Here is a 24152-nt window from a genome sequence, read left to right as displayed (position 1 = left end):
AGCTAGATGTCCAAGAAGCGGACGTCTTTGGCGTTGCGCTGGATGAAGTTTCGGCGAGACTCAACGTCTTCACCCATAAGAGTCGAGAAGATTTCGTCGGCCGCGGCAGCGTCATCCAAGGTGACCTGAAGCAGCGTGCGAGTGGCGGGGTCCATCGTGGTTTCCCACAGCTCCTTGTAGTCCATCTCACCAAGACCCTTGTAGCGCTGGATGCCGTTGTCTTTGGGCATGCGCTTACCTTCTGAAAGTCCCAGTTCGGTGAGCGCATCGCGCTCCGCGTCGCTGTAGACGTATTGGTGCTGCGCGTTGCTCCACTTCAGGCGGTACAGCGGCGGCTGAGCCAAGTAGACGTAACCGAGATCGATAAGCGGACGCATGTAGCGGAACAGCAGAGTCAGCAACAGCGTGGTGATGTGCTGGCCGTCGACATCAGCATCGGCCATCAAGACGATCTTGTGGTATCGAGCCTTCTCTGGGTCAAAGTCTTCGCCGACTCCCGCACCGAAGGCGGTGATCATGGCCTGAACTTCGGCGTTGCCAAGAGCACGGTCAAGGCGCGCCTTTTCAACATTGAGGATCTTGCCTCGCAGCGGAAGAATCGCCTGGAACTCGGGGTTACGGCCCTGAACGGCGGAGCCGCCAGCCGAGTCACCCTCAACCATGAAGATCTCGGAGAGCGAAGGATCCTTGCTCGAGCAGTCCCGCAGCTTTCCGGGCATTCCGCTCGATTCAAGCAGTCCCTTGCGTCGGGTCTGCTCGCGAGCCTTGCGGGCAGCGAGTCGAGCTTGCGATGCCTGGATCGCCTTGCGAATTACGTCGCGGGCTTGAGTGGGGTTGCGATCGAACCAGTCACCGAGCTGCTGACCGGCGATGCGCTGAACAAAGGCCTTTGCTTCGGTATTACCGAGCTTGGTTTTGGTCTGCCCTTCGAACTGAGGTTCGCCGAGCTTGATGGAAATAACGGCGGTCAAACCCTCGCGAACGTCGTCGCCGGAAAGGTTGTCGTCCTTCTCCTTGATGATGTTCTTCTCGCGGGCATAGCGGTTGACGAGAGTGGTCAGCGCAGCCCGGAAGCCCTCTTCGTGGGTTCCACCCTCGTGAGTGTTGATGGTGTTCGCGTAGGTGTGGACACTCTCGGAGTATCCGCCGGTCCACTGCATCGCTACTTCGAGGGAGATGCGCTTTTCGGTGTCTTCAGATTCGAATGCGATGACATCCGGATGGATGAGCTCGTTTTTCTTGGTCTTGTTCAAGTACTCGACGTAGTCAACAAGGCCACGCTCGTACATGTAGCTCTCAGTGACTTCTTCTTCGCCACGCTCATCAGAGATCGTGATGCGCAGACCCTTGTTGAGGAAGGCCATCTGCTGGAAGCGGGCGCGAAGCGTCTCGAAATCGAACTCGACAGTTTCGAAAGTTTCTTTGCTCGGCCAAAAAGTTTGTTGGGTTCCGGTCTGGTCAGAACTTTCGCCCTGCGTAAGCGGACCGGTCGGAACGCCGTTCTTGAAACTCATTCGCCATACGTGTCCCTGACGGTGAACTTCAGTGTCCACTTCTTCAGAGAGCGCGTTAACGACGGAGATACCCACACCGTGGAGTCCACCTGATACGGCGTAGCCGCCACCGCCGAATTTTCCACCAGCGTGCAGGATTGTCATGACGACTTCAACCGTCGACTTCTGCTCTTGTTGGTTCAGGTCGACGGGGATGCCGCGGCCGTTGTCACGGACTCGAACCGAACCATCTTTGCGAATCCACACATTGATGGTGTCGCAGTAGCCGGCGAGGGCTTCATCAACAGAGTTGTCGACGACTTCATAAACCAGGTGGTGCAAACCGCGAGGACCGGTGGAACCGATGTACATACCGGGGCGCTTGCGCACAGCTTCAAGACCCTCAAGGATCTGAATTTGATCGGCGCCATAGCTATCAGCGGCAACATGACCGTTGGCAATGATCTGGCTCTCGGGCACGTCGTTTTCGGGCGTCGATGTCATCTGAAGTTAGGCTCCTGCCGCTAGTTCACACAGGCCATTCAGAGCGGATAACTCCATAAGGAGGTGCGTCCGACGGCTCTTGAGATTCTAACAAATTCCGAGCGGTCGCGGCGGTCAAATCGCGTTCTACGGGAGTTTCTTTAGCGGCGTGACCTATTTTGTCTCCCTAACCGTAAGTATCGCGCGGGCCCCTACCTGGAATTGATCTGGGGCCTCTTTTCCACGAAGGGGCGTTGGGGCCTTCGAAGCGCACGGTTTCCACACCCGCTTCCGGATGCTGCTGAGCGATCGTCGTAGTGATGTGTCCACGCATAAGTCGCAGCTGTGTTGCCCACGCTGTGGAATCGCAACGGATGGTGAGCACACCTTCCTCAATTCCCACAGGTTCAGAATGTTCGGCTGTTTCAGCACCGACGATCGTGGTCCAGGCCAGAATCAGTTCCGAACGAGCGAGCGGGGACTTCCATCCCATATTGGAAGTGAGGCTGTCCATCACATCGCCCAATCCGTGCGGATCACGGCCTGGAGCAAAGGGAACGCTAGTCCCCGGCTCTTTCTTGTTCCGCTTTCGCGCCATGTACGAACGTTTCGTGGCGTCGCCAAAGACATCGCGAAATCGCAGATACACGGCAACGTGTTCGTCAACATTGGGATCGCGATCATTCACCGACAATCACCTCGCCAGCTTTGATGCGCACGACGTTCGCTGCAAGTTCCTCCGGAACATCTCCAAATACCGCAGCTGTAATCAAAACTTGCTCAAACCCGGAGATCGAACTCGCCAACCGCTCGCGGCGTGACTGGTCAAGTTCGGCAAAAACATCATCCAAAATCAGCACGGGGTCACCCGCCGATGAATCACGACGCAACAACTCAGCGGATGCCAATTTGAGCGCCAGCGCGAACGACCATGATTCACCATGGCTGGCGTAGCCTCGCGCCGGCAGCCCATTGAGCCCAAAAATCAAGTCATCGCGATGCGGGCCAACCAGCGTAATCGCACGATCTCGCTCTGCTTTTCGCACGGAAGCGAGGGCCGCCGTGAATGCTGTCGTCGCGTCAGCGACCGAAATTATTTCGCCGACGGCATTGGTGGCAACAGCGTTGTCCGGGTCATCCTGTCGCGAAATGATGCTCAATGAATTAGCAAGCGATGCACCATGATCTGCACCGACGATTTGTTCGTACGCACGAGCCACTTCAGGGCTCAGATCGGCGATGAGCGCGCTTCGAGCACTGATGATCTCTGCACCAAAAGCCACCAGCCGTTCGTCCCACACATCGAGCGTGCTCAATTGAGCGTCTCGGACCCCGGATGCGCGAGCCGATTTAAGCAGCATGTTGCGTTGCTTCACGACGCGCTCGTAGTCACTCATCACTCCGCTAAAGCGCGGCGACCGCAACACCAGCAAGTCATCGATGAAACGTCGACGGCCAGACGGTTCGCCGCGAACGAGAGCGAGATCTTCGGGAGCAAAGAGAACGCTAGAAAAGTACCGTGGCAGTTCGCGAGTGCGGATAACAGAACGATTAATCTGAGCACGATTCGCCCCGGAGCGATTGATCTGTACTTCTGCCAAGAATTTACGATCGTTGTGTTCGAGACGCACACGCACGATCGCGGCATCCATTGCTTGGCGCACCATCGCATGATCGGTCGAGACTCGATGCGATCCGAGGGTACTCAAAAACCCGAGCGCCTCGACCAAATTTGTTTTGCCCTGGCCATTCGATCCGACAATCAGAGTCGGGCCAGCGCCGAGCTCGAGAGTGAGCTCCTTGTAATTGCGAAAATCTTTAAGTTCGACGTGAGTTACGCGCATTGCGGCAGAGCTTAGCTCTTGCGGACGCTATGCCCGCCGAACTGATTACGGAGAGCAGCGACAGCCTTCATTGAGGGCGAGTCTTCTTGACGAGAGACAAAGCGCGCGAAGATTGCTGCGCTGATAGTGGGAACCGCAACCGCCTGGTTGAGTGCTTCGTGGACTGTCCAGCGGCCCTCCCCTGAATCTTCGACGTAGCCGGCGATGTCAGTGAATTCAGGATCTTCTTCCAATGCTTTCACCAGGAGTTCGAGCAGCCAGGATCGAACGACTGTTCCGCGTTGCCATGCCTTGAATGTTCCGGGAACGTCTTCGATGAGATCTTTGCGACTATCGAGCAGTTCGAATCCCTCGGCCCAGGCCTGCATCAATGCATATTCGATGCCGTTGTGGACCATTTTCGCGTAGTGTCCGGCACCTACGGGGCCAGCATGCACGAATCCTTCATCGCGAGGACCTTCAGGACGAAGCGCGTCGAATATCGGCATCGCGCGCTCAATGTCAGCTTTTTCGCCGCCGGCCATTAGCCCGTAACCGTTTTCGAGGCCCCAAATTCCCCCCGAAACCCCAACATCAACGAAGTGAAGCTTCAATTCAGCTAGCTTGTCTCGGTGAAGTTGGTCATCAGTGAAACGGGTGTTTCCGCCATCGATGACGAGGTCGCCCGGCTCAAGAAGTGTTGCAACGTCGCTAATCACCGAGTCGGTAATCGGCCCCGAAGGAACCATGACCCACACGATTCGCGGGGTAGGCAATGCATCCACTAGGTCAGATAGTTCGGCAACATCGGAGACCTCGGCGTTCGGGTCATATCCGGTGACCGTAAGACCGGCAGCTCGCATGCGCTCGCGCATGTTGCCGCCCATTTTTCCGAGCCCGATGATTCCGACGTGCGTGGTGTCTGCCATGAACTACCTCAACAAGAGGTTGGGCTGGAGAAGGTACTTGTAGTTGTCGCTGCCCGGCTGGTCTTTCGACGACTGGCTAGTGATCAATACGGGACCTGGCTTGTTCGGGTTTTCCGTCTTGGTAAACGAAATGCGCACGAACTCCGAGTGCACGGAACTCAAGCCATCGATGAGGAACTGTGGCTTCAGCGAAACCACAGTGTCATCACCGGTCAAGAACGCATCAATGGTTTCGGATGCCTGGGCCTGCTCAGATCCGATCGCCTCAAGAGTGACTCCCTCTTCGGTGAAGGTGAAGCGCAATGCGGCTTCGCGTTCGAGTACAAGAGAGACACGACGAACAGCTTCGATCAGCTCTCCCGTGTTCATGACGGCGAAGTTATCCACAGTCTCGGGAAAAAGTCGGCGAACCGGTGGAAAGTTGCCCTTGATGAGCAACGACGTCACAGTTTTCTTGTCTGCTTGGAAGGCGATGAGCTCGCGCTCATCGGTGCTCGTGATGGCCACGGAAATTTCTCCGCTGTTTCCGAAGGTCTTTCCGACCTCCATCAGCGTCTTCGCCGGCACGAGAGCGGTGGCGGTTTCAACGCCTGAGGCGCCAGCATCCCATTCGATGTCCCGAACGGCAACGCGGTAGCGGTCAGTGGCGACGAGCGAAATGTTGTTTTCAGAAACTTCGAGCTGCACACCGGTAATGACCGGAGTGACATCGTCACGCGAAGCCGCAACGGCGACCTGAGAGATAGCGGCCGAGAACAAATCCGCTTTCAGAGTTCCAACCTTGTCGGAAATCTGGGGAAGGCTTGGATACTCCTCGACGGGCATGCTCGACAATGTGAAATGACCAGTGCCACAGGCAACGATGATCTTGTTCTCTTCAGTGCTAAAACGCACGGGAGCATTGGGGAGTCGGCTCGCAATGTCGGCGAGAAGCTTGCCCGAAACAAGGATGCGACCTGGCTCTTCAACCTCAGCAACGATCTGGGTGCGAGCCGAAACCTCGTAGTCAAATGACGACAGTGTCAGACCCTCATCGGTGGCTTCAATCAAGACTCCACTCAAAATGGGCAGCGTTGTGCGCTGCGGCAGCAGTTTGACCGCAAACGAAACCGCCTCGCTGAAGACGTCACGATTGACCTGAAACTTCATGAACTACCCCTAACCGGATCACGCTCTGGCCGTTAATACTGGCACAGCCGATCCACTTGCGAACTACAGGTTATTTGGGATTCAAATTTCATTCTTTAAAGGTCACACTCTTAACCGCTGTGGATTGTGTGCATAACTCGTCGAAATTCTTGTAATTGCTGGAAACTACATCCTTGTGACTTGTTGACGAGTCGTGGAGAACAGTCGCACTCTCCGTGGAAACTCGAGTTACAAGAATTTCCAATTCCACAGAAAGATTCTTGTGATCAACAATCTTTCCGGCGAGTTGGAGAGGTTATCCCCAAGTTATCCCCAAGTGGAAAAACCTATTTTTGAGTGAATCGGTGGTTTTGCTTGATGCGACTGGTCAGTTCAGTGACCTGGTTATAGATAGAACGACGCTCTTTCATGAGCTCCGTGATCTTCTTGTTCGCGTACATCACGGTGGTGTGGTCCCGGTTGCCGAAGAGCTGACCGATCTTGGGCAGTGACAGATTCGTCATTTCACGGCAGAGATACATTGCGATCTGACGAGCAGTAGCTACAGCCTGGGAACGAGATGACCCGTAGAGGTCATCGACCGTGAGCTTGAAGTAGTCGGCTGTGTGATTAATGATGTCGACCGGTGCAATGACGTTGTCTTCGTCGAGGGTGATGAGATCTTTGAGCACTGTTTGAACCAGTGCCATGTCCACCTCTGTGCGATTGAGGCTCGCAAAAGCGGTAACGCGGATAAGCGTGCCTTCGAGCTCGCGGATGTTCGATGAGACCTTCGATGCCATGAACTCCAGGATGTCGTTTCCCACTTGCATCTTCTCGCTCTGCGCTTTCTTGCGAAGAATGGCGATGCGGGTCTCGAGATCAGGCGCCTGCACGTCGGTAATCAGGCCCCACTCGAAGCGTGACCGCATGCGGTCTTCGAAACCGGTGAGGTGCTTCGGAGGCAGGTCGCTCGTGATGACCACTTGCTTGTTGTGGTCGTGAAGGGTGTTGAACGTGTGGAAGAACGCCTCTTGCGTGGAGTCCTTGCCTTGTAAGAACTGGATGTCATCGATGAGCAGAATGTCGATCTCGCGATAGCGCGACTGAAATACCGAGGCCCGGTTGTTGGCGATCGAGTTAATGAAGTCGTTCGTGAATTCTTCTGAACTCACATAGCGAACGCGGATGCCGGGATAGAGGCTCTCGGCGTAATGACCGATTGCGTGCAAGAGGTGAGTTTTGCCGAGCCCTGATCCTCCATAGATGAAGAGCGGGTTGTAAGCCTTGGCGGGAGCTTCGGCTACGGCAACTGCTGCGGCATGGGCGAAACGGTTCGAGCCGCCGATAACGAAGTTGTCGAAGCTGTATTTGGGATTGAGTCGTGAGTCACTGCGGCGAGGAGAGGATGCTTTTTCTACGGGAGCAGGAGGAGTGGGTTCGATGTACGGCTGCTCGGTATGAGGAAGATCCTGGGAAAGAGCATCCTGTTGAATCTCTGGATTCACGACTGTCGCGAAGTTGGTGACTCCGTGCGAGTCATCGAGGGCAGCAATCGCATCGATGAATGGTTGTCGAAGTCGTTGTTCGAGCATGCCGCGGGTGAGTTCGTTCGGAACCTCGAGATAGAGCGTTCCAGCCATCACACCTTTAGGTTCAACCAGGTTCACGAAGCCCTGCAATTGCGGGGTAATTCGCTCGTCTCCGTTGAGGTGCGTTAGAACTACTTGCCATAGTCCCTTAGTCGGGTCGGGTGTTTCCGACATTCTTTTCCCATCCCTCTGCAGTAATTACTCACAGGCTTATCCACTGGTGAGTACAGCTATTCTCGCTGAAATACTGTGATCTTTTGGCCGTTATGCACCGATAGTCACCTTAGTTGTCCACAGCATGTCGTTACCAATACCGATGTATTCTGTGTGGATAATGCGGCGTTGTTCACATTGCGGTTTGACCGCATCCGTTTAACGCCGTAGTTTTAATCAGTTGACTTCCGGCCTTAGGGCCTACCAATTCTTCCCGGCTGCTAGAGCTGGGCCTTGGAGATATAGCTATGAGCAAGAGAACTTTTCAGCCGAACAACCGTCGCCGCGCGAAGGTTCACGGTTTCCGTCTTCGCATGCGTACCCGTGCCGGCCGCGCGATCTTGAGCGCGCGTCGTCGTAAGGGACGCACCGAACTCTCCGCGTAATCTCGTCCGGTGCTGTCTAAGGCGAACCGCGTCGCGTTACCAAGCGATTTTCGTTTGGCTGTTCGTCGGGGTCGCCGTTTTACATCACCGCACTGCGTTGTCCACATTGTGAACAACGAGAGGTCTCAGGGCGTGCGCTTTGGATTCATTGTTTCCAAGGCAGTAGGCAACGCGGTTATACGTAACCGGGTTCGTCGTCGGCTCCGGGCGGCGGCAGCTCAGTTGCTCCCGGACGTGCACGCGAATGCGGACATCGTTGTTCGGGCTCTGGCAGGTTCCGCTCAAGCGGAGTGGACTACGCTACAGGCTGAGATCTCAGAAGGGATTGACCGCATCGTGGTGAAGGTATGAACGCCGTCGTTACGTTCGCGTTGCTCATTCCGCGAAACCTCTGTGTGTTTATCCTGCGCATCTATCGTGCAGTAATTTCTCCGCTGTATGGAGATGTTTGCCGGTATTACCCGTCGTGCTCTCACTACACTCTTCAAGCTATTCAGCAGCACGGTGTTATCCGTGGTGTGTGGCTTGGCTCTCGTCGACTCCTTCGCTGCCACCCTTGGGCAGAGGGCGGTATCGATGACATCCCGGCTCGCCGGCATGACCGCTACCAGATCACCCGGTTCGGCTTTGTTATAGCCGCAAGCCACGAAAGGGGCTAACCACTTCATGGATCTTTTTGCTTTCTTTGGCAATCTGCTTTGGCCAATCAAGTGGGTAATCGAGGCAATCCTCGTCGCCTTTCACGAAATCCTTACCTTCTTCGGTATGGACGCGGATGCTGGCCTGACCTGGGTTCTTTCGATCGTCGGCCTCGTCCTCGTTGTGCGTGCAGCCTTGATTCCAGTCTTCGTGCGCCAGATCAAGAGCCAGCGTCGCATGATGGAAGTCGCACCTCAGCTCAAGAAGATCCAGGACAAGTACAAGGGCAAGAAAGATCAGTTCTCTCGCGAGGCAATGTCTCGTGAAACGATGGCGATGTACAAGGACGCGGGTACCAACCCGTTTAGTTCTTGCCTTCCTCTTCTTCTACAGATGCCGATCTTCTTCGGTCTCTTTTCAGTACTGCGCAACGCTCAACTCGAGGGAAATGCCCCGGGTGTTGGACTCCTCAACGCCGAGCTCTCAGAATCCTTTGGTACCTCGTCACTCTTTGACATCGCTCCCCTGCACCTCGCGATCAGCACGGCAGAGGGCAACGTAGCAGTCATCATCACCGCGGTCATCATGGTCATTCTGATGACCGGATCGCAGTTCATCACTCAGCTGCAGATCATGTCGAAGAACCAGTCGGCAGAGATGAAGGCTAGCCCCATGTACCGCCAGCAGCGGATCATGTTGTACCTACTCCCCCTCGTCTTCGCGTTCTCGGGATTCACGTTCCCGCTTGGCGTGATGTTCTACTGGCTGGTGTCGAACTTCTGGACCATGGGTCAGCAGTTCCTCGTCATTCGCAATATGCCCACCCCTGGCAGTGAAGCAGCACTCGCTCGAGAAGCGCGCCTCGCTAAGCGCAATCAGCGCAAGGGCATCGTTGAAGAGACTCCCGATGCTGGCACGATCGTGATCGAGGAACCTAAGAACCCGCAGCGGGAACAGCCCGTTAGCAAAAACCGTGCGAAGAAGAAGCAGGGAAAGAAGAAATGACGAACGTTTCTGACACCGAGACCACCGCTGTCGAGTCCGCTCCCGTGGACGATCGCGAAGACCGAACCACCGCGCAACTCGAAGAAGAAGGCGATATTGCGGCTGACTACATCGAGGAGCTGCTCGATATCGCAGACCTCGATGGCGACATCGAGATCGATGCGCGGGCGGGTCGCTCATATGTATCAGTGACATCCAGCGAAGACACTAATCTTCGTTTGCTTTCCAAGCCTGACACTGTGACAGCACTTCAGGAACTGACCCGAATCGCGGTTCAGAACAAGACCGGTGCATTCTCGCGTCTTATCTTGGATATTGGTGGCTCGCGTGAGGCTCGCGCCGCGGAACTCTCGAAGCTTGTCGATGCGGCGGTTGCGCGCATCGAAGCGGGATCTGATTCCGCAGCACTCCCCCCGATGTCTTCGTACGAGCGCAAGCTTGTTCACGATGTTGTGGCTGAGCGCGGTTTCGTCTCGCAGTCCAGCGGTGAAGGCCGCGACCGTCACACTGTCATTACTCGTTCATAGTTTCACGTGAAACATTGACCGACGGAGTAGTGCTCGAACAAGAGCCTCAAATTGCGGCTGAGCTATTTGGCTCGCGTATCGATCTAGCGCGTGCGTACACCGAGAGCTTGGCTCTTCGAGGTGAAGAACTTGGTCTTATTGGTCCCCTAGAGGTTCCCCGTTTGTGGTCCCGTCATATTGTGAACTGTGTGCTTGTCGCTCCCCTGCTTCGACCGGGGCTCGTCGGTGACATTGGCAGTGGCGCAGGTCTTCCTGGTCTGGTTCTAGCAATTGCTCGCCCCGACGTGAACTTCGTTCTCATCGAACCGATGGAGCGGCGCGTGGACTGGCTTAATGCTGAGGTCGAGCGCCTCGGGTTGTCGAATGTAGTCGTTGATCGCTCTCGTTCACAGGATGCTCCTTACGCTGAAGCTCTCTCGCAGATTACCGCGCGTGCTGTTACTGCGCTCTCGAAGTTGATCCCCTCCACAGAGCACCTCCTTGCACCTGGCGGCGAGATGGTGTTCATGAAGGGTGCGCGCATCGACGAAGAGATAGAGGCTGCTGCGAAGGTGATTCGCAAGGCCCGCCTCAAGGATGTGGAGTCTCTCGTTCTAGGCGAAGGCATCACTCCGGAGATCACAAGGGTCTTTCGGGCTAGAGTGGACTAATTCGGCATTCACTATTGTCGCTACCAGTCTTCCCCGTTTTTACAGCAGTCTGAGAGAAAGTTTCACGTGAAACATCCCGAAAGCGAAGTCAACGAACAAGGTAAGCCGTTCGATGAAACCACGCCGCTTGCGCGGGAGATTGCGGATCTCACTCGTCGCCGACAGGCTGTTGCATCAGCCTCCTTGCCCCTCCCCTCTTCGCCACGTGTTTTCACAGTAGCGAACCAAAAGGGCGGGGTTGGAAAGACCACATCCACAGTGAACCTTGCTGCTGCTCTGGCACGCACGGGTGCCCGCGTTCTTGTGATCGATCTTGACCCGCAGGGAAATGCTTCGACTGCCGTTGGTGTCGAGCACCGTTCGGAGACGTCAAGCGTCTACGACGTCATGATCAACGATGTTCCGATGGCAGATGTCGTACAGAAGAGTCCTGAATTCGACGCACTTTACTGCGTGCCGGCCACGATTCATCTGGCTGGTGCCGAGATCGAGCTTGTTTCTCTCGTTGCCCGTGAACAACGGCTGCGGTCAGCGCTCGACGCCTTCCTCTTGGAGACGCCGGAACCGTTCCACTACGTTTTCATCGACTGCCCGCCGTCACTAGGACTGCTCACCATCAACGCTTTCGTTGCAGCTCAAGAGGTCCTGATCCCGATTCAGTGTGAGTACTACGCACTTGAGGGCCTGAGCCAACTCCTTAATAACATCAAGCTCATCGAGCGCCATCTGAATCCGCGACTGCGAGTCTCCACGATTTTGATGACCATGTATGACTCTCGGACCAATCTTGCTAACCAGGTCGTCGATGACGTGCGCGCTCACTTTCCTAAGCAGGTGTTGACTACCCTCATCCCCCGCTCGGTCCGTATTTCTGAGGCACCCAGCTACGGCCAGAGTGTTATTAGCTACGACCAGAACTCCCCTGGATCGCTTTCCTATCTTGAAGCGGCAGCGGAGATCGCACATCGAGGAGCACCCAAATAATGGCAGCACCAAAACGAACTGGTTTGGGTCGGGGAATCGGCGCGCTGATTCCCTCCGCGGATGAGAACCAAGAGCGCCCTGTCGACGTATTCTTCCCCGGTGGCGAGATTGCGCCCGAACGGTTGCGTTCCGTTCCTGGGGCTCGCCTCGCAAGCCTCTCCCCTCTCGACATCGTTCCTAATTCGCGTCAACCGCGCAGTGAATTCCGTCAGGAAGAACTAGAGGAACTGATTGTCTCGATTCGCGAGATCGGTGTTCTTCAGCCAATAGTGGTTCGCCCTCTTGTCGATGCGGTCGAAGGTGGGCCACAGTACGAACTGATTATGGGTGAACGTCGCCTTCGCGCGAGCAAGCACCTCGGGCTTGCAAGCATTCCGGCCGTTATCAAGAGCACTGCTGATGAAGACATGCTTCGTGATGCTCTTCTCGAGAACCTGCACCGCGCTAACTTGAATCCGTTGGAAGAAGCATCCGCCTACCAGCAGCTTCTTGCCGATTTTGGGATCACCCAGGAACAGCTTGCGGAGCGGATTGGCCGTTCTCGCCCGCAAATTACGAACACAATGCGTCTTTTGCGCCTTCCAGAAAGCGTTCAGCGCCGAGTAGCGGCGGGAGTTCTCACCGCAGGACACGCTCGAGCGCTCCTATCGCTGCCTGACAGTGCCGGAATGGAGCGTTTGGCGGAGAAAATCGTCAATGAAGAGCTCTCCGTGCGCGCAGCGGAAGCCGCTGCAGGGTCGCTTTCAACCAAGCCCCCTCGCACTAAGCCGTCCCGCGGCAAGAAGCAGGGCCATCTCGATGAGATTGCTGAACGCCTCGGTGACCGACTGAATACCCGCGTGAAGGTAACTCTTGGAGCGAGTAAGGGCCAGGTGGTTATCGACTTCGCAACCGTGGCGGATCTCAACCGTATCCTCGAAGAACTGGGCGACACCGGTTTCAGTTCCTAGAGAGCGATGACGACCACTCCCCCCGCGGGAGTGCTTTAGCTAAGTGCGCTGCTATTCAAGATTGCGGTGAGCTGTGGTCCAAGGAAGCTGTGCGGATTGGCAATCGTGATCACGGCGAGCCTTAGTGCCAACACATGAAACAGCTAACACACGGGTTACGCGGGATCTAAAGCCTCGATCCCTTCATCGGTAGATGGGTTTCGTCGTGGCTGGCACGTTGAACGTGCTGGTCATGTTCGTCTGGGGTGTTCGTCGACCTATATGCCGCTGAAGTAGAGGGGCGGCGATTGCCCCGGGTTCCGCGGTCGGCTTGGTTGGTGTGGGTGTGGGTGTGGGTGTTGGTGTTGGTGTGGGTGTTGGTGTTGGTGTGGGTGTTGGTGTGGGTGTTGGCGCTCACCGCCACCGCCACGCTGACCGTGTGAGGGTGACGGTGACCGCCACACCGCCCGTGCACGTTCACGGCTGATCGTGCGATGTGGTGAGCATGCGCCTCGCTGCAACACCGGGTTACACCGGGCATGTTTCACGTGAAACTTCGCTATTCGCTATTCGCTATTCGCTATTCGCTATTCGCTATTCGCTATTCGCTATTCGGCAGTCGGCAGTCGGCAGTCGGCAGTCGGTTCAGCAGCGCTTACAGAACGACGGTGCGGAAGGCGCGTGGGGTGTGTACGACCTGTGGATAACGGGGCCTCACTTTTGCTATGTTCCACGTGAAACATGGCATCTCGTGCTGTGGATAGGCCTGTGTATAACAGCAAGGGCATCCGCGGCCGAACGTTAGATAAAGACTTCGCCGGACGATTAAATCTGCACTGCTGCTGACGGCACGAGGGTGGTTGAGGTGCCCTAGTTCTCCATCGCAATGTCGGCGAGAGCGGCGTAAACCCAGCCGAGATCGTGGCCCGCGGCGACCAAAGCTTGCGGCAGAATCGAAGTTTCGGTGAGGCCGGGCAGCACGTTTGCCTCGAGGAACCAGGGCGTGCCGGCACCGTCCACGATGAGATCTACGCGCGACAAGTGACGGAGTCCGAGCGCGGAATGAGCGGCGAGTGCTGCTTCAGCGGCGCGATCAGCGTGCTCCTGCGAAATGCGAGCCGGGGTGTAAAAGCGTGTCTGACCAGCGTTATAGCGAGCCTCGAAAGTGTAGGCTCCGTCGACTGGATCGATCTCCACGGCGGGAAGTGCCACTGGACCCATACCGCTGTCGAGAATGCCGATAGCGATCTCGACTCCGGTAATGCGTTGTTCGATGAGAGCAACGTCGCAATAGTTGTAGGCATTAACCATGGCGCTCGGAAGATCGGCACGGTCCGTCACGATCGAGACACCCTGTGCTGATCCACCCTGAGCTGGCTTCACAACCAACTCCCCCGACAATTCGTCGGCAAGCTCGTCCAAGATGCTGTGAGCACCCAGTTCGCGGAAGGAATCGCGAGACAAAGCGATCGACAGTGGCGTACGAACTCCCACACGAGAGACAAGCGACTTGGCGGTGGGCTTATCCCACGCCAAACGCGCTGCGTCTGCTCGCGATCCCACGTAGGGAATGCCGATGAGGTCGAGGAGACCGCGCAGGGCACCGTCCTCTCCACTTGCGCCGTGGAGTGCAGGCCAGACCACATCCGGCTTAGCCTCACGCAAGTAGGGCAGCAATGACGCATCCGGGTCTCGGAGCTCGACGATCTTGCCCTGAGCACGGAGGCCATCGGCAACTCGGCGACCGGAACGCAGCGAGACGTCCCGTTCATGCGAGATTCCGCCAGCTAGAACGAGTACGCGGATGGGTGAATCGTTCATGATGTTCCTAGCTGAGGTTGGCTGGAGGGTTGATCATCGATGGCGCGGGGGGCGACACCGTCAAAGGAGCTGTCTGCGAAAAGGTGTTGAGAAGCTCGAGTTCACCGTTGATCACAGTAGAAAGCCGGCGAATGCCCTCGCGAATGAAATCGGGGGTCGGATAGCAGAACGACAACCGCATATTGCTGCGTCCATTTCCATCCGCAAAGAAGGCGGTGCCAGGAGTGTAGGCCACTAGTTCTTTCACGGCACGGGGCAACATCGCCTTGGAATCAAGGTTGTCGGGCAGCGTGACCCAGATGTAGAACCCACCGTTGGGCACTGTCCACTCAAGATCGGGGAGGTAATCACCGAGGGCGCCCAACATGGCGTCACGACGTTCGCGGTAGACCCCGCGGAAGGTATCGATCTGCCCCTTCCAATCGGCGACGCTCATGTACTCGCTAATGATGTTCTGGGTGAACGAGCTCGGCGACAACACCGCAGCCTCATTTGCTAAAATGAGTTTCTCTCTAATTGCGTGAGGTGCGAGGACCCAACCCACGCGGAATCCTGGAGCAAGAGTCTTGGAGAACGTGCCTAGGTAGATGACGCCGTCTTCTTCGACCGAACGCATCGCGTGGGGCGGAGGGCCATCGAAGTAGAGGAGCCCATAAGGGTTGTCCTCGAGAACGAGAATGCCGTTTTCGCGCGCAATCTCGAGAACTTCGAGACGGCGTTGCCAGCTCAAGGTTACGCCGGCAGGGTTGCTGAAGGTGGGAACCGTATACAGGAATTTGATCGTCTTGCCCGCGGCGCGCACCGAGGCGATGTGGGCCCGGAGTGAATCGGGAACGAGCCCGTGCTCATCCATTTCAACGTGGGTGATTTCAGCCTGAAACGACTTGAACACGACCATGGCCGTGACGTAGCTCGGCCCCTCGGCGATTACGACGTCACCGGGGTTGATAAAAAGCTTTGTGACGAGCTCAAGTGCGTGCTGAGAGCCCGTGGTGACAACGACATCGTCGACGCTGGCACGGATGCCCTCGAGTGCCATGACGTCGAGGATCTGCTCACGTAGGGCCGGGAGACCCTGCCCTGAGCCGTACTGGAGAGCGGCAGGCCCACGATCGCGCATGACGCGGTCGATCGACTCTGTAACGAGATCTTGAGGCAGCGCAGAAACGTACGGCATACCGCCGGCAAGCGAGACAACTTCCGGTCGCGAGGCTACGGCAAACAACGCTCGTACTTCAGAGGCGGCGAGTCCTGAGGCGCGATCGGCGTAGTGGTCAAACCACTGGTCGAGGTTGTTTGGCTGTGTTGTCATGGGTAGTCCCGTTCGGTTGACTTTAAACAATAGGCGTTTGAGGGTTCTGACCCGAAACTGAGCCTTCATCTCGATGCACGCGCCCACAATCCACGGCAGCCGCGGCTCCGAATAACTTTCACAGCATCACCTGCGGAATTCGCTGACAAACTCCGCGGTTCTACAGTGAGCAGAGCGGCAAACTACCTTTGCCCCTCCCCTGTCTCACCCCTCGATTTCTTTACGAAAGCTGACGATGAACGCTCGCACCGACTGGACCGAAGCCGACCTCGGAGACCTCTCCGGAAAAGTTGCGATTGTGACGGGAGCGAACTCGGGCCTCGGGTTAGAGACAAGCCGCGCGCTGCTGCGGGCTGGCGCCCATGTCGTGATGACTATGCGCAGCGAGACTAAGGCCGAATCGACCGTGGCTGCTCTGAGGGCAGAACTGGGCGACGTGCCCCTTGAGACAATGCTTCTCGATCTCGCTGATCTCGAATCGGTGCGACGCTTCAGCGAGATGTTTCACGGGAAACATTCGCGTCTTGACCTGCTGATCAACAACGCCGGAATCATGATGACGGATGCACAGCTCACGATCGACGGATTCGAATCGCAGCTCGGCACCAACCACCTAGGTCACTTCGCTCTCACTGGGCACCTGCTCGACCTCATCCGAGCCACCCCCGGCGCACGCGTCGTGAGCCTGTCGAGCGTTGCCCACCGCTGGGGTTTCATGGAATTCGGCAATCTGATGTTCCAGAACGGTTCCTACACTCCTCGAGCTGCTTACGGCCGCTCCAAACTCGCCAACCTGCTGTTCGCCTACGAGCTGCAGCGCCAGTTCGAGGCAGCCGGTGTCGACGCGATTTCGGTAGCCGCGCATCCGGGAACCGCAGGCACCGGGCTCGCCGACCACCTGTTCAACCGCTGGTATTTGCGCCCGTTGAAGCCGCTGGTGTTCCTAGGGATCCAGACCCCCAAGCAAGGCGCTCGCCCGTCGTTGCGGGCTGCGACAGACCCGCAGGCGAAGGGTGGCGATTACTTCGGCCCCGGTGGCCGCAAGGAATACCGCGGTGCCCCGGTGCTGGTCGAGTCGAACGCGGCCTCGCACTCTGAGGTCGACGCCCGCAAACTCTGGGTCGAGTCCGAACGCTTGACCGGCGTTAAATACGAAAGCCTCCGTACATCCACCGAATAGTGGATGCCGGAGGCTCTCGGCAGAGTCTGAGCTTTAGGCCAGGAACTCTGCGAGGTCTGCTTCAATCGCAGGCTTCGGCTTGGCGCCGATAACGGTCTTGACGACCTCGCCACCCTTGAAGACCTTCATCGCGGGGATAGAGGTGATCTGGTACTTCATGGCCATCTGCGGGTTGTCGTCAACGTTGAGCTTGACGATCTTGATCTTGTCGGAGTTTTCCGCAGCGATCTGATCGAGGATGGGGCCAACCTGGCGACAGGGGCCACACCACTCAGCCCAGAAGTCAACCATGATGGTCTCCCCTGAGTTGATGACGATCTCTTCAAAGTTAGCGTCGGTTACATCTGTTGCTGAAGACATTTTGTGTTCCTTTGTTCGGTGAAACGATTAGACGGTGGCGGCGACGGGCGCTGCGGGCTCTGGAGGCTGTACTGCGCTGGCGACGAGTTCGCGCGGCAGTGATGCGAGGTAGTGCTCCGCATCGAGCGCAGCAACAGTGCCGGAACCGGCGGCTGTGACTGCTTGACGGTAAGTCGGGTCGATAACATCGCCGGCTGCGAAAACTCCGGTGATGTTGGTGCGAGAGGAGCGACCATCCACGGCCACTGTTCCGTCAGCGTTGATGTCGAGCTGACCGTGCACGAGGTGCGTGCGGGGGTCGGCGCCGATAGCAATGAAAAGACCGCTGACATCGAGGTGAGAAGTGGAACCGTCAACGGTGTCCGTGAGGTCGATACCGTCCACGAGGTCGGAACCGGTGATGCCGGTTACAGCCTTGTTCCAGACGAACTCGATCTTCGGATCGCTGAAAGCGCGCTCCTGCATCGCTTTGGAGGCACGCAGCTCATCCTTGCGGTGAACCACATAAACCTTCTCGGCAAATTTAGTGAGGAAGGTTGCTTCTTCCATGGCCGAGTCTCCCCCGCCGACAACCGCAATCGTCTTCTGACGGAAGAAGAAGCCGTCGCACGTGGCGCACCAGGAAACTCCGTAGCCACTGAGACGTTCTTCGTCAGCCAGGCCGAGCTTGCGGTAGGCAGAACCGGTCGCGAACACGACGGCGAGCGCTTCGTGAACGTCGCCGTTGCCAAGCGTGACCTTCTTGACTTGGCCCTCGAGCTGAAGGTCGGTCACGTCGTCGAGAACGATCTCGGCGCCGAAGCGTTCGGCCTGCTTCTGCATTTCGAGCATGAGGTCAGGGCCCTGGATGCCATTGGCGAATCCGGGGTAGTTTTCGATCTCGGTGGTCTTCATGAGTTCACCACCGGCCTCGACTGAACTAGCAATCACCAGCGGCGCGAGGTTTGCGCGCGCCGCATAGATCGCAGCGGTGTAGCCGGCCGGGCCGGATCCGATGATGATGAGTTGGCGCACTTTTCGTGTCTCCTTGGGATTGTGATTACCCGGTTCAACACATCCTAGCTACGGAGTATTCCGAGCGGCTGTGGCGTGCGGGCTAGCTACAGAATGTTCGTAGCCGAGACACTTTTGGTTGGCTTTCGTTCGCTACGAGGACGCGTGACGCGACGCGGAGCGGCGCCGTTTGCGGGCCCGTTTAACGACGAACGAGTCTCGCCATGATCGGGCGAACGAAGGCAAAGAACTCATCGTTCTTGGTGAGAGCCAGAACGCCTGCGTACACGGCGAGCATTGCTGTACCCGTAATGGCGATGGAAGCGAAACCGCCAAAGAAGCCGGACACGACAAAGGAGTCCTCGCCAAATCCGCCCAGCAGTTGCAGGATGCCGTAGCCGGCGCCAGCGGCGGGAATCATGGCTGCAGCGAACCAGAGGATGCGGCGCAGCAGCGGAAGGATCTCGAAGCCAGGGACGCGCTTGCGAATGACGAACAGCGCCACGGTGGTCTGGATAGTGCCAGAGATCGAAATCGACGTCGCCAGGCCCATCGCAATCTGCTCCACGGGGAGCGTGGAGACAAACAGCGCACCGCAAATGTAGAGCACCACCTGGAAGCTCTGCAGAAAGAACGGAGTGCGGGTGTCTTCGAACGAGTAGAACACGCGCTGCAGCACGTACATCATGCTGAAAGGCACAAGGCCGATCAGATAGATCATGAGCACACCGGCAAGCGACACCACTTGCTCGTGGTCATTGCCAAACAGAGCGCTGAACGGGAAGGCGATGACGATGAGGCCGATCGCAGCGAACACCAGAAGGATCAGGATGGAGCGCAGGGCACCCGAGACATCGGTGCGCATAGCGACGAGGTCTTTGTCTCTCGCGTGGCCACTCATTCGGGTGAAGTAGGCCATTCCGATCGACACGGCGATGACCGAGTGCGGAAGCATGAAGATCAGCCACGCGGTGCCCATGGCGAACACCGAGGGACTACCCGACGCTAAGGAGGCCACGTTGGTCTCCACGACGGCCCCAATCTGGGTAACCAGGATCATGCCAAAGGTCCACGCGGCCGCCTTGCCGGCGTTACCGAGACCAACGCCGCGCCACTGAAACTCCGGGCGGTAGCGCAAGCCGGCGCGGTGCCAGAAATACGCCAGAAGACTTGCCTGCACCGCAATGCCGAGAGTGGCACTGCCAGCAAGCACGGCGATCATTTCCGGAGTCCAGTCTGTAGACGGCAGGCCGTCGGCACTGCCGAAAATGAACTGGAAAACGATGAGGCCGGTGACCATGACCACGTTGTTTGCCACCGGAGCCCAGGTGAAGGGCCCGAACTTACCACGGGCGTTCAGCACCTCGCCGAGGAGTGAGTACAGCGCGTAGAACAAGATTTGAGGGAGGCACCAGTACGCGAACGCTGTAGCAAGAGCGACCTCGTCGGTCCCAAATTTTGCGCTGGTCTGCGTATAAAGGTCGACCAAGAGCGGAGCGCTCAACGTCGCTGCGATCGTTACCGCGACAAAGATGACGATGCCGAGAGTGACGAGGCGGTTGATGAACTTCTGGCCACCGTCTTTGTGCACGGCAGCGCGCACGATTTGAGGCACGATGACCGCGCTCAGCATTCCCCCGGCCACAATCGCATAAACACTCTTGGGCAGTTGATTCGCGATCGCGTACGCGTCAGCGCCTGATCCGATGACTCCGAGCGTGCGAGCAAGGAGAAGTGCGCTGAGGAAACCTAGGATGCGCGACACAAAGGTGCCCGAAGCCAAGAGAGCGCTTGCGCGACCAATGGATGATTCCTTGTGGTCAGGTAGCCCCAGCGAGGCGGAGGGCACGCCGGGTTCGGGCTCGGCTTCGGGACCGGGCTGATTAGTCATCTTCTGGCTTTCTGCGGCGAACAATGCTGCGCACAAGGCCGACAGCAAAGATCACGACGACTATCGCGGCGAACGAGAGCACAATAGGTGTCTCCCACCCGGCTTGCACATTGATCTCGCTCACCGTGGTGGAGCCGATGGTTGTGCCGTTGCTGCTGGTCAGGCTGATCTCGACATCCACGACACCGTTGGAGAGCGATTGAACGGGGATCTCACCTTTGGCTTGGGAGTTCGCCTCGATGCGGAGTTCAACAAGCTCGTCTCCCACCGCGAGGAGCCCCGTGCGAGGATCAACCGTGATGTAGACGGTGACAGCTTGGTTGAGGTCGTTGCTCACGGAGATAGGCAGGTAGCCGTTGTCAGCGACGAGCAGGAAGTTGCTGGCTTCCACCACGGTCACCGCGTCGCGCAGGTCACGGGAATCCACCAGAAAACGGTTCACTTGAGTGAGCCAGCCAGAAGGGTCCTCCGTGGGCATAGTGCCCAAGACGTCTAATAGAGCGAGGCGACGTTCGGCTGCGAGCGCGTCGGGGTCTTCAGCAATAGAGAAGAAGGATCGTTCGGCTTGGGCCGCATCGAACAAGCGAGTGACATCACCGATACGTGATTCGGACTGCGGCATGTCCGCGATTGTGGCTGCCGTTGGTGTTCCGCTAGCCAGCTCCGTTAGGGAGATCATCGTGATGGAGGGGCTTGCCGTGAGGGTGGCGAGTGCAGCATCGAGACGCGCGGAGCTCACTTCGAGCGAGTGATCGATGGCAATGAGAACGGATGCCGTGCCCGCCGTCTGAGCTGCGCCAGCATCTAATACAGCCTGACTGAGGGCAGTATCTGCGGCGGTGACGTCGCGGTCGAGAGTAGAACCGAGGGCGTTGTCCATTGCGGCGGATGCGGTGGCGTCGGAGATGAGCGCCGTGACACCGTCGATGGTGGTTACGGCACCAGCTCCTGTTGTTCGTGAAACATTCGTAGACGACAACACGACAGTGCTGAAGCCACTCTCGGTGAAGGCGGTGAGGTCACTCGCGATGACAGTGTCTGTGCGTGGGCGAAGAAAACCGTCGATTGCGTAGTCCCAGCCGAGAAGCTGCTCGGTGGTGGGGTAACCGGTGATCATGGTTACGGCGTCATCCAGAGGATCAGCAGTGGCGGTCGGAGCAGGCTCAGCGGCATCCGTTTCGGCCTCGTCGAAATTCGCCGCATCGAGCGCGAAGTCGAAAGAAATAGGGTCGGGAGTCGACTCGAGACCACTCTGAGTAGCGAGCGTGACATCAGCATGCGCATAGGGCAGTGGAACAACGTCGTTGCTGATGAGCGAGAGGCGCTCCAACCAAGAACGAGCTGACTCGGGAGCACTCGTGCCGAGCACGCGAATGGAGGCCAAAATCATCGGATCAATAGCGATAGCAACGGGCTTACCGGCCACGGCATCCAATTGACGAGTGAGCAACCCGAGGGGCGCGGTGTACTCGGCGAGGGTCTCCGCATCAAGGATGCCGCCATTACCTGCGGGCACCGTCATCGGCGCCATAACGGCGACGTTGGTCTCCGCGGACGCCGTGGTAACCGCCGAAACTTCGCTGACGACGGGTGCGGCACTGGCTCCGCTCGCGGCGAGCGTAAGCCCGAGACCGAGCGCGATGGCGGCGCTAAAGACTCTTATAGGCAAGGGGAAACCCCGTACTCTCGCTCGGCCAGCATGATGTGAGTTTATTCGTCCTTGCCTGAGTGGTGGGTGCTTTGATGTTAACCGAGCAAACTTCACCCGATGTCCGTGCAAAACTAGTCGCACCATGGAGAGTGTTGCCCACGCGATTAAGAGTCTCGACAAACTTGCCGACTCTAAGCCAGTAGCCACCCTAGCGGCGCGATTCGCTGCCGAGGGTTTCGAACTCGCGCTTGTGGGCGGACCCGTTCGGGATGCGTTCCTGGGCCGTAAGGTCACCGACCTTGATTTCGCCACGAATGCTAACCCTGACGACATCATGCGGTTGGTGAAGCCCATCTCGGATGCCCAGTGGGACATCGGTCGTGACTTTGGAACTATCGCTGCACGTATCGATGGCGAGACCGTAGAGATCACGACGTATCGTGCGGATAGCTACGACGGCGAAACCCGCAAGCCGGTCGTAGCTTTTGGCGACTCGCTGGAGAAAGATCTTGAGCGCCGCGACTTCAGCGTCAATGCGATGGCATTGCGCTTACCGGAACGCGTTCTCGTTGATCCCTGGGGAGGAGTGGAGCACCTTCTTACTAAAACGATCACTACGCCGGGCTCCCCCGAAGTGTCGTTTGGTGATGACCCGCTGCGGATGATGCGGGCTGCGCGCTTTACATCGCAGCTTGGTTTCACGGTTGACCCGGCGACGGTGGCGGCGATGACGGAGCTCGCTCCGCGCCTCGACATCGTGAGTGTTGAGCGCGTGAGCGATGAGTTGACGAAACTCTTGAAAACGGATGACCCGGTTCCGGGCATCCGCCTCATGGTGGAGACGGGGCTTGCCGAGCAGGTTCTCCCCGAGATTCCTGCCCTGAAGCTTGAAATGGATGAGCACGCTCACCATAAGGACGTCTACGAGCACTCTTTGACAGTGTTGCGTCAGGCGATCGACCTGGAGAAGAGTCGGCCCGGTATTGAGGGCCCCGACCTCATCCTGCGCATGGCGGCCCTGCTGCACGACATTGGCAAGCCATCCACTCGTAAGATCGAGCGCGGTGGAGTGGTGACCTTCCACCACCACGATGTGGTGGGCGCCAAGCTCGCGACGAAGCGCCTACGGGCTCTGCGCTTCGACAAAGAGACTGTTAACTCGGTAGCGCGCCTGGTTGAGCTGCACTTGCGCTTCTTTGGCTATACCGAGGGCGCGTGGACTGACTCGGCAGTACGTCGCTATGTTCGGGATGCCGGCGATCAGCTCGAGCGCCTGCACATCATTACCCGGGCGGATGTAACCACGCGCAACGTGCGCAAGGCCGACCGATTGGCGTTTGCTTACGACGACCTCGAAGACCGCATCGCCGCGATCGCCGAGGCGGAGGGCATTGCCGCAGTGCGCCCTGACCTCGATGGCGAAGAGATCATGGCGATCTTGGACCTCAAGCCCAGTCGTGAGGTGGGAGAGGCCTACAAGTTTTTGCTCGAGTTGCGCCTTGATGAAGGGCCGCTCGGCGCTGACGAAGCGGAAAAGCGCTTGCGGATGTGGTGGGCCGAGCGCTCTCGAGCGTCGCTTTAATCTCCACCTTGAGTATTGCCCCGCGTAACAACTACACTAGGCAGGTTGTCTGACTGCTTTCGTGCGGTCGGATGAACGTCAACACCCTCCTGTTACAGACCGTCTGTAACCGTTTAAGTCCGAAGGAGGTGGGTTTGTGACGCATCAGTACGAACTCATGGTTATCCTCGATCCAGAGATCGACGAACGTACCGTGGCTCCCAGTCTCGACAAGTTCCTCAATGTCATCCGCAATGACGGTGGCACCATCGATAACATCGATATTTGGGGTCGCCGTCGTTTGGCCTACGAGATCAACAAGAAGACCGAAGGCATCTACGCCGTCGTTAACTTCACCGCAGAGAGCGCGTCGACTGACGAGCTCGACCGCCAACTCTCACTCAGCGAAGCTGTCATGCGCACCAAGGTGCTGCGTGCAGAAGCTGGGTTCGCCCAGGTAGCTGCTGCCAAGAAGGTTGCTGAAGAGAAGGCTGCTCGCAAGGCTGCTGCTCCGGCAAAGACTCCTGCTGCAGACGCTAAGGCTCCTGCTGCTCCCGCTGCTGAAACTAAGGCTCCCGCGGCTCCTGCTGCTGACGCCAAGG

General features: G+C 57.6%; 23 protein-coding genes and 1 pseudogene. 12 read left to right on the top strand and 12 right to left on the bottom strand.

The features are described 5' to 3' along the window. Window positions 1-2: 2 nt before the first annotated feature. From gyrB to dnaA, 6 genes are all read right to left on the bottom strand, one after another. Window positions 3-1997, bottom strand: coding sequence for a DNA topoisomerase (ATP-hydrolyzing) subunit B (gene gyrB, locus ACWTV3_RS08290; RefSeq protein ID WP_498477713.1), 1995 nt, complete (start codon window positions 1995-1997; stop codon window positions 3-5). 166 nt (window positions 1998-2163) lie between these two features. Beyond that, entirely contained in the window at window positions 2164-2664 is a 501-nt protein-coding gene (locus ACWTV3_RS08285) for a DciA family protein (protein WP_100387777.1), read from the bottom strand. Next, window positions 2657-3820 carry a DNA replication/repair protein RecF gene (gene recF, locus ACWTV3_RS08280; protein ID WP_498477712.1) on the bottom strand — a complete coding sequence of 388 codons (1164 nt, stop codon included), beginning with the start codon at window positions 3818-3820 and terminating at the stop codon, window positions 2657-2659. The genes ACWTV3_RS08285 and recF overlap by 8 nt, the downstream gene beginning before the upstream one ends. 11 nt (window positions 3821-3831) lie before the next feature. Beyond that, entirely contained in the window at window positions 3832-4728 is an 897-nt protein-coding gene (gene gnd, locus ACWTV3_RS08275; RefSeq protein ID WP_498477711.1) for a phosphogluconate dehydrogenase (NAD(+)-dependent, decarboxylating), read from the bottom strand. A gap of 3 nt (window positions 4729-4731) precedes the next feature. After that, entirely contained in the window at window positions 4732-5877 is a 1146-nt protein-coding gene (dnaN, locus tag ACWTV3_RS08270; RefSeq protein ID WP_100387780.1) for a DNA polymerase III subunit beta, read from the bottom strand. A gap of 326 nt (window positions 5878-6203) precedes the next feature. Then, a complete protein-coding gene (dnaA, locus tag ACWTV3_RS08265; protein ID WP_100387781.1) occupies window positions 6204-7622 on the bottom strand; it encodes a chromosomal replication initiator protein DnaA in 1419 nt (472 codons plus the stop codon). 287 nt (window positions 7623-7909) lie between these two features. On the opposite strand from dnaA, the gene rpmH reads away from it, so the two are divergent. From rpmH to ACWTV3_RS08220, 9 genes are all read left to right on the top strand, one after another. Then, window positions 7910-8047, top strand: coding sequence for a 50S ribosomal protein L34 (gene rpmH, locus ACWTV3_RS08260; RefSeq protein ID WP_022895130.1), 138 nt, complete (start codon window positions 7910-7912; stop codon window positions 8045-8047). 9 nt (window positions 8048-8056) lie between these two features. Continuing rightward, window positions 8057-8398, top strand: a complete 342-nt coding sequence (gene rnpA / locus ACWTV3_RS08255; RefSeq protein ID WP_498477708.1) for a ribonuclease P protein component — start codon at window positions 8057-8059, stop codon at window positions 8396-8398. Further along, on the top strand, window positions 8395-8706 hold the full coding sequence (yidD, locus tag ACWTV3_RS08250; protein WP_100387782.1) for a membrane protein insertion efficiency factor YidD: 312 nt from the start codon (window positions 8395-8397) through the stop codon (window positions 8704-8706). The genes rnpA and yidD overlap by 4 nt, the downstream gene beginning before the upstream one ends. Before the next feature lie 7 nt (window positions 8707-8713). Next, entirely contained in the window at window positions 8714-9691 is a 978-nt protein-coding gene (yidC, locus tag ACWTV3_RS08245) for a membrane protein insertase YidC (RefSeq protein WP_498477707.1), read from the top strand. After that, complete coding sequence (locus ACWTV3_RS08240) at window positions 9688-10218, top strand: Jag family protein (protein ID WP_100387784.1); 531 nt, start codon at window positions 9688-9690, stop codon at window positions 10216-10218. Before yidC ends, ACWTV3_RS08240 begins: the two co-directional genes overlap by 4 nt. Before the next feature lie 14 nt (window positions 10219-10232). Beyond that, complete coding sequence (rsmG, locus tag ACWTV3_RS08235; RefSeq protein ID WP_498477706.1) at window positions 10233-10868, top strand: 16S rRNA (guanine(527)-N(7))-methyltransferase RsmG; 636 nt, start codon at window positions 10233-10235, stop codon at window positions 10866-10868. A 66-nt stretch (window positions 10869-10934) separates the two neighbouring features. After that, window positions 10935-11852, top strand: coding sequence for a ParA family protein (locus tag ACWTV3_RS08230; protein WP_498477704.1), 918 nt, complete (start codon window positions 10935-10937; stop codon window positions 11850-11852). Beyond that, entirely contained in the window at window positions 11852-12802 is a 951-nt protein-coding gene (locus tag ACWTV3_RS08225) for a ParB/RepB/Spo0J family partition protein (RefSeq protein WP_498477703.1), read from the top strand. The genes ACWTV3_RS08230 and ACWTV3_RS08225 overlap by 1 nt, the downstream gene beginning before the upstream one ends. A 287-nt stretch (window positions 12803-13089) precedes the next feature. Further along, window positions 13090-13224: a hypothetical protein gene (locus ACWTV3_RS08220; RefSeq protein WP_498477702.1), complete on the top strand. Its 135-nt coding sequence runs from the start codon at window positions 13090-13092 to the stop codon at window positions 13222-13224. A 427-nt stretch (window positions 13225-13651) separates the two neighbouring features. Here ACWTV3_RS08220 and ACWTV3_RS08215 read toward each other — a convergent pair whose 3' ends face one another. Together ACWTV3_RS08215 and ACWTV3_RS08210 are read right to left on the bottom strand one after the other, a co-directional pair. Next, window positions 13652-14602 carry a D-alanine--D-alanine ligase family protein gene (locus ACWTV3_RS08215; protein WP_498477700.1) on the bottom strand — a complete coding sequence of 317 codons (951 nt, stop codon included), beginning with the start codon at window positions 14600-14602 and terminating at the stop codon, window positions 13652-13654. Between the two features lie 7 nt (window positions 14603-14609). After that, complete coding sequence (locus tag ACWTV3_RS08210) at window positions 14610-15914, bottom strand: aminotransferase-like domain-containing protein (protein ID WP_498477698.1); 1305 nt, start codon at window positions 15912-15914, stop codon at window positions 14610-14612. A 235-nt stretch (window positions 15915-16149) separates the two neighbouring features. On the opposite strand from ACWTV3_RS08210, the gene ACWTV3_RS08205 reads away from it, so the two are divergent. Continuing rightward, window positions 16150-17094, top strand: coding sequence for an oxidoreductase (locus tag ACWTV3_RS08205; RefSeq protein ID WP_498477697.1), 945 nt, complete (start codon window positions 16150-16152; stop codon window positions 17092-17094). A gap of 33 nt (window positions 17095-17127) precedes the next feature. Here ACWTV3_RS08205 and trxA read toward each other — a convergent pair whose 3' ends face one another. The 4 genes from trxA to ACWTV3_RS08185 form a co-directional block, all read right to left on the bottom strand. After that, window positions 17128-17454 carry a thioredoxin gene (gene trxA, locus ACWTV3_RS08200; protein WP_100387791.1) on the bottom strand — a complete coding sequence of 109 codons (327 nt, stop codon included), beginning with the start codon at window positions 17452-17454 and terminating at the stop codon, window positions 17128-17130. A 27-nt stretch (window positions 17455-17481) separates the two neighbouring features. Next, window positions 17482-18468, bottom strand: a complete 987-nt coding sequence (gene trxB, locus ACWTV3_RS08195) for a thioredoxin-disulfide reductase (RefSeq protein ID WP_100387792.1) — start codon at window positions 18466-18468, stop codon at window positions 17482-17484. Between the two features lie 181 nt (window positions 18469-18649). Continuing rightward, entirely contained in the window at window positions 18650-20338 is a 1689-nt protein-coding gene (murJ, locus tag ACWTV3_RS08190) for a murein biosynthesis integral membrane protein MurJ (protein WP_498477696.1), read from the bottom strand. Further along, window positions 20331-22007 (bottom strand): DUF6049 family protein, encoded by a 1677-nt coding sequence (locus tag ACWTV3_RS08185; RefSeq protein ID WP_498477695.1) that lies wholly within the window; start codon window positions 22005-22007, stop codon window positions 20331-20333. Before ACWTV3_RS08185 ends, murJ begins: the two co-directional genes overlap by 8 nt. Before the next feature lie 124 nt (window positions 22008-22131). On the opposite strand from ACWTV3_RS08185, the gene ACWTV3_RS08180 reads away from it, so the two are divergent. Both ACWTV3_RS08180 and rpsF read left to right on the top strand, forming a co-directional pair. Then, complete coding sequence (locus ACWTV3_RS08180; RefSeq protein WP_498477694.1) at window positions 22132-23571, top strand: CCA tRNA nucleotidyltransferase; 1440 nt, start codon at window positions 22132-22134, stop codon at window positions 23569-23571. A gap of 157 nt (window positions 23572-23728) precedes the next feature. Next, window positions 23729-24070: pseudogene (rpsF, locus tag ACWTV3_RS08175) on the top strand (30S ribosomal protein S6); the annotation flags it as partial. Between the last annotated feature and the right edge of the window lie 82 nt (window positions 24071-24152).

The sequence above is a fragment of the Salinibacterium sp. AL4.1 genome (assembly GCF_059767305.1).
The sequence above is the reverse complement of the archived record's forward strand: the minus strand, read 5'-3'. Positions and strand labels throughout refer to the sequence as shown.

Bases quoted from the DNA above. Each gene is read 5' to 3' on its own strand.
- ACWTV3_RS08215 (WP_498477700.1), bottom strand. From the start codon at position 14,602: ATGAACGATTCACCCATCCGCGTACTCGTTCTAGCTGGCGGAATCTCG.
- dnaN (WP_100387780.1), bottom strand. From the start codon at position 5,877: ATGAAGTTTCAGGTCAATCGTGACGTCTTCAGCGAGGCGGTTTCGTTT.
- ACWTV3_RS08205 (WP_498477697.1), top strand. From the start codon at position 16,150: ATGAACGCTCGCACCGACTGGACCGAAGCCGACCTCGGAGACCTCTCC.
- trxA (WP_100387791.1), bottom strand. From the start codon at position 17,454: ATGTCTTCAGCAACAGATGTAACCGACGCTAACTTTGAAGAGATCGTC.
- gnd (WP_498477711.1), bottom strand. From the start codon at position 4,728: ATGGCAGACACCACGCACGTCGGAATCATCGGGCTCGGAAAAATGGGC.
- gyrB (WP_498477713.1), bottom strand. From the start codon at position 1,997: ATGACATCGACGCCCGAAAACGACGTGCCCGAGAGCCAGATCATTGCC.
- yidC (WP_498477707.1), top strand. From the start codon at position 8,714: ATGGATCTTTTTGCTTTCTTTGGCAATCTGCTTTGGCCAATCAAGTGG.
- dnaA (WP_100387781.1), bottom strand. From the start codon at position 7,622: ATGTCGGAAACACCCGACCCGACTAAGGGACTATGGCAAGTAGTTCTA.
- yidD (WP_100387782.1), top strand. From the start codon at position 8,395: ATGAACGCCGTCGTTACGTTCGCGTTGCTCATTCCGCGAAACCTCTGT.
- ACWTV3_RS08180 (WP_498477694.1), top strand. From the start codon at position 22,132: ATGGAGAGTGTTGCCCACGCGATTAAGAGTCTCGACAAACTTGCCGAC.
- rpmH (WP_022895130.1), top strand. From the start codon at position 7,910: ATGAGCAAGAGAACTTTTCAGCCGAACAACCGTCGCCGCGCGAAGGTT.
- recF (WP_498477712.1), bottom strand. From the start codon at position 3,820: ATGCGCGTAACTCACGTCGAACTTAAAGATTTTCGCAATTACAAGGAG.
- ACWTV3_RS08210 (WP_498477698.1), bottom strand. From the start codon at position 15,914: ATGACAACACAGCCAAACAACCTCGACCAGTGGTTTGACCACTACGCC.
- ACWTV3_RS08225 (WP_498477703.1), top strand. From the start codon at position 11,852: ATGGCAGCACCAAAACGAACTGGTTTGGGTCGGGGAATCGGCGCGCTG.
- murJ (WP_498477696.1), bottom strand. From the start codon at position 20,338: ATGACTAATCAGCCCGGTCCCGAAGCCGAGCCCGAACCCGGCGTGCCC.
- ACWTV3_RS08240 (WP_100387784.1), top strand. From the start codon at position 9,688: ATGACGAACGTTTCTGACACCGAGACCACCGCTGTCGAGTCCGCTCCC.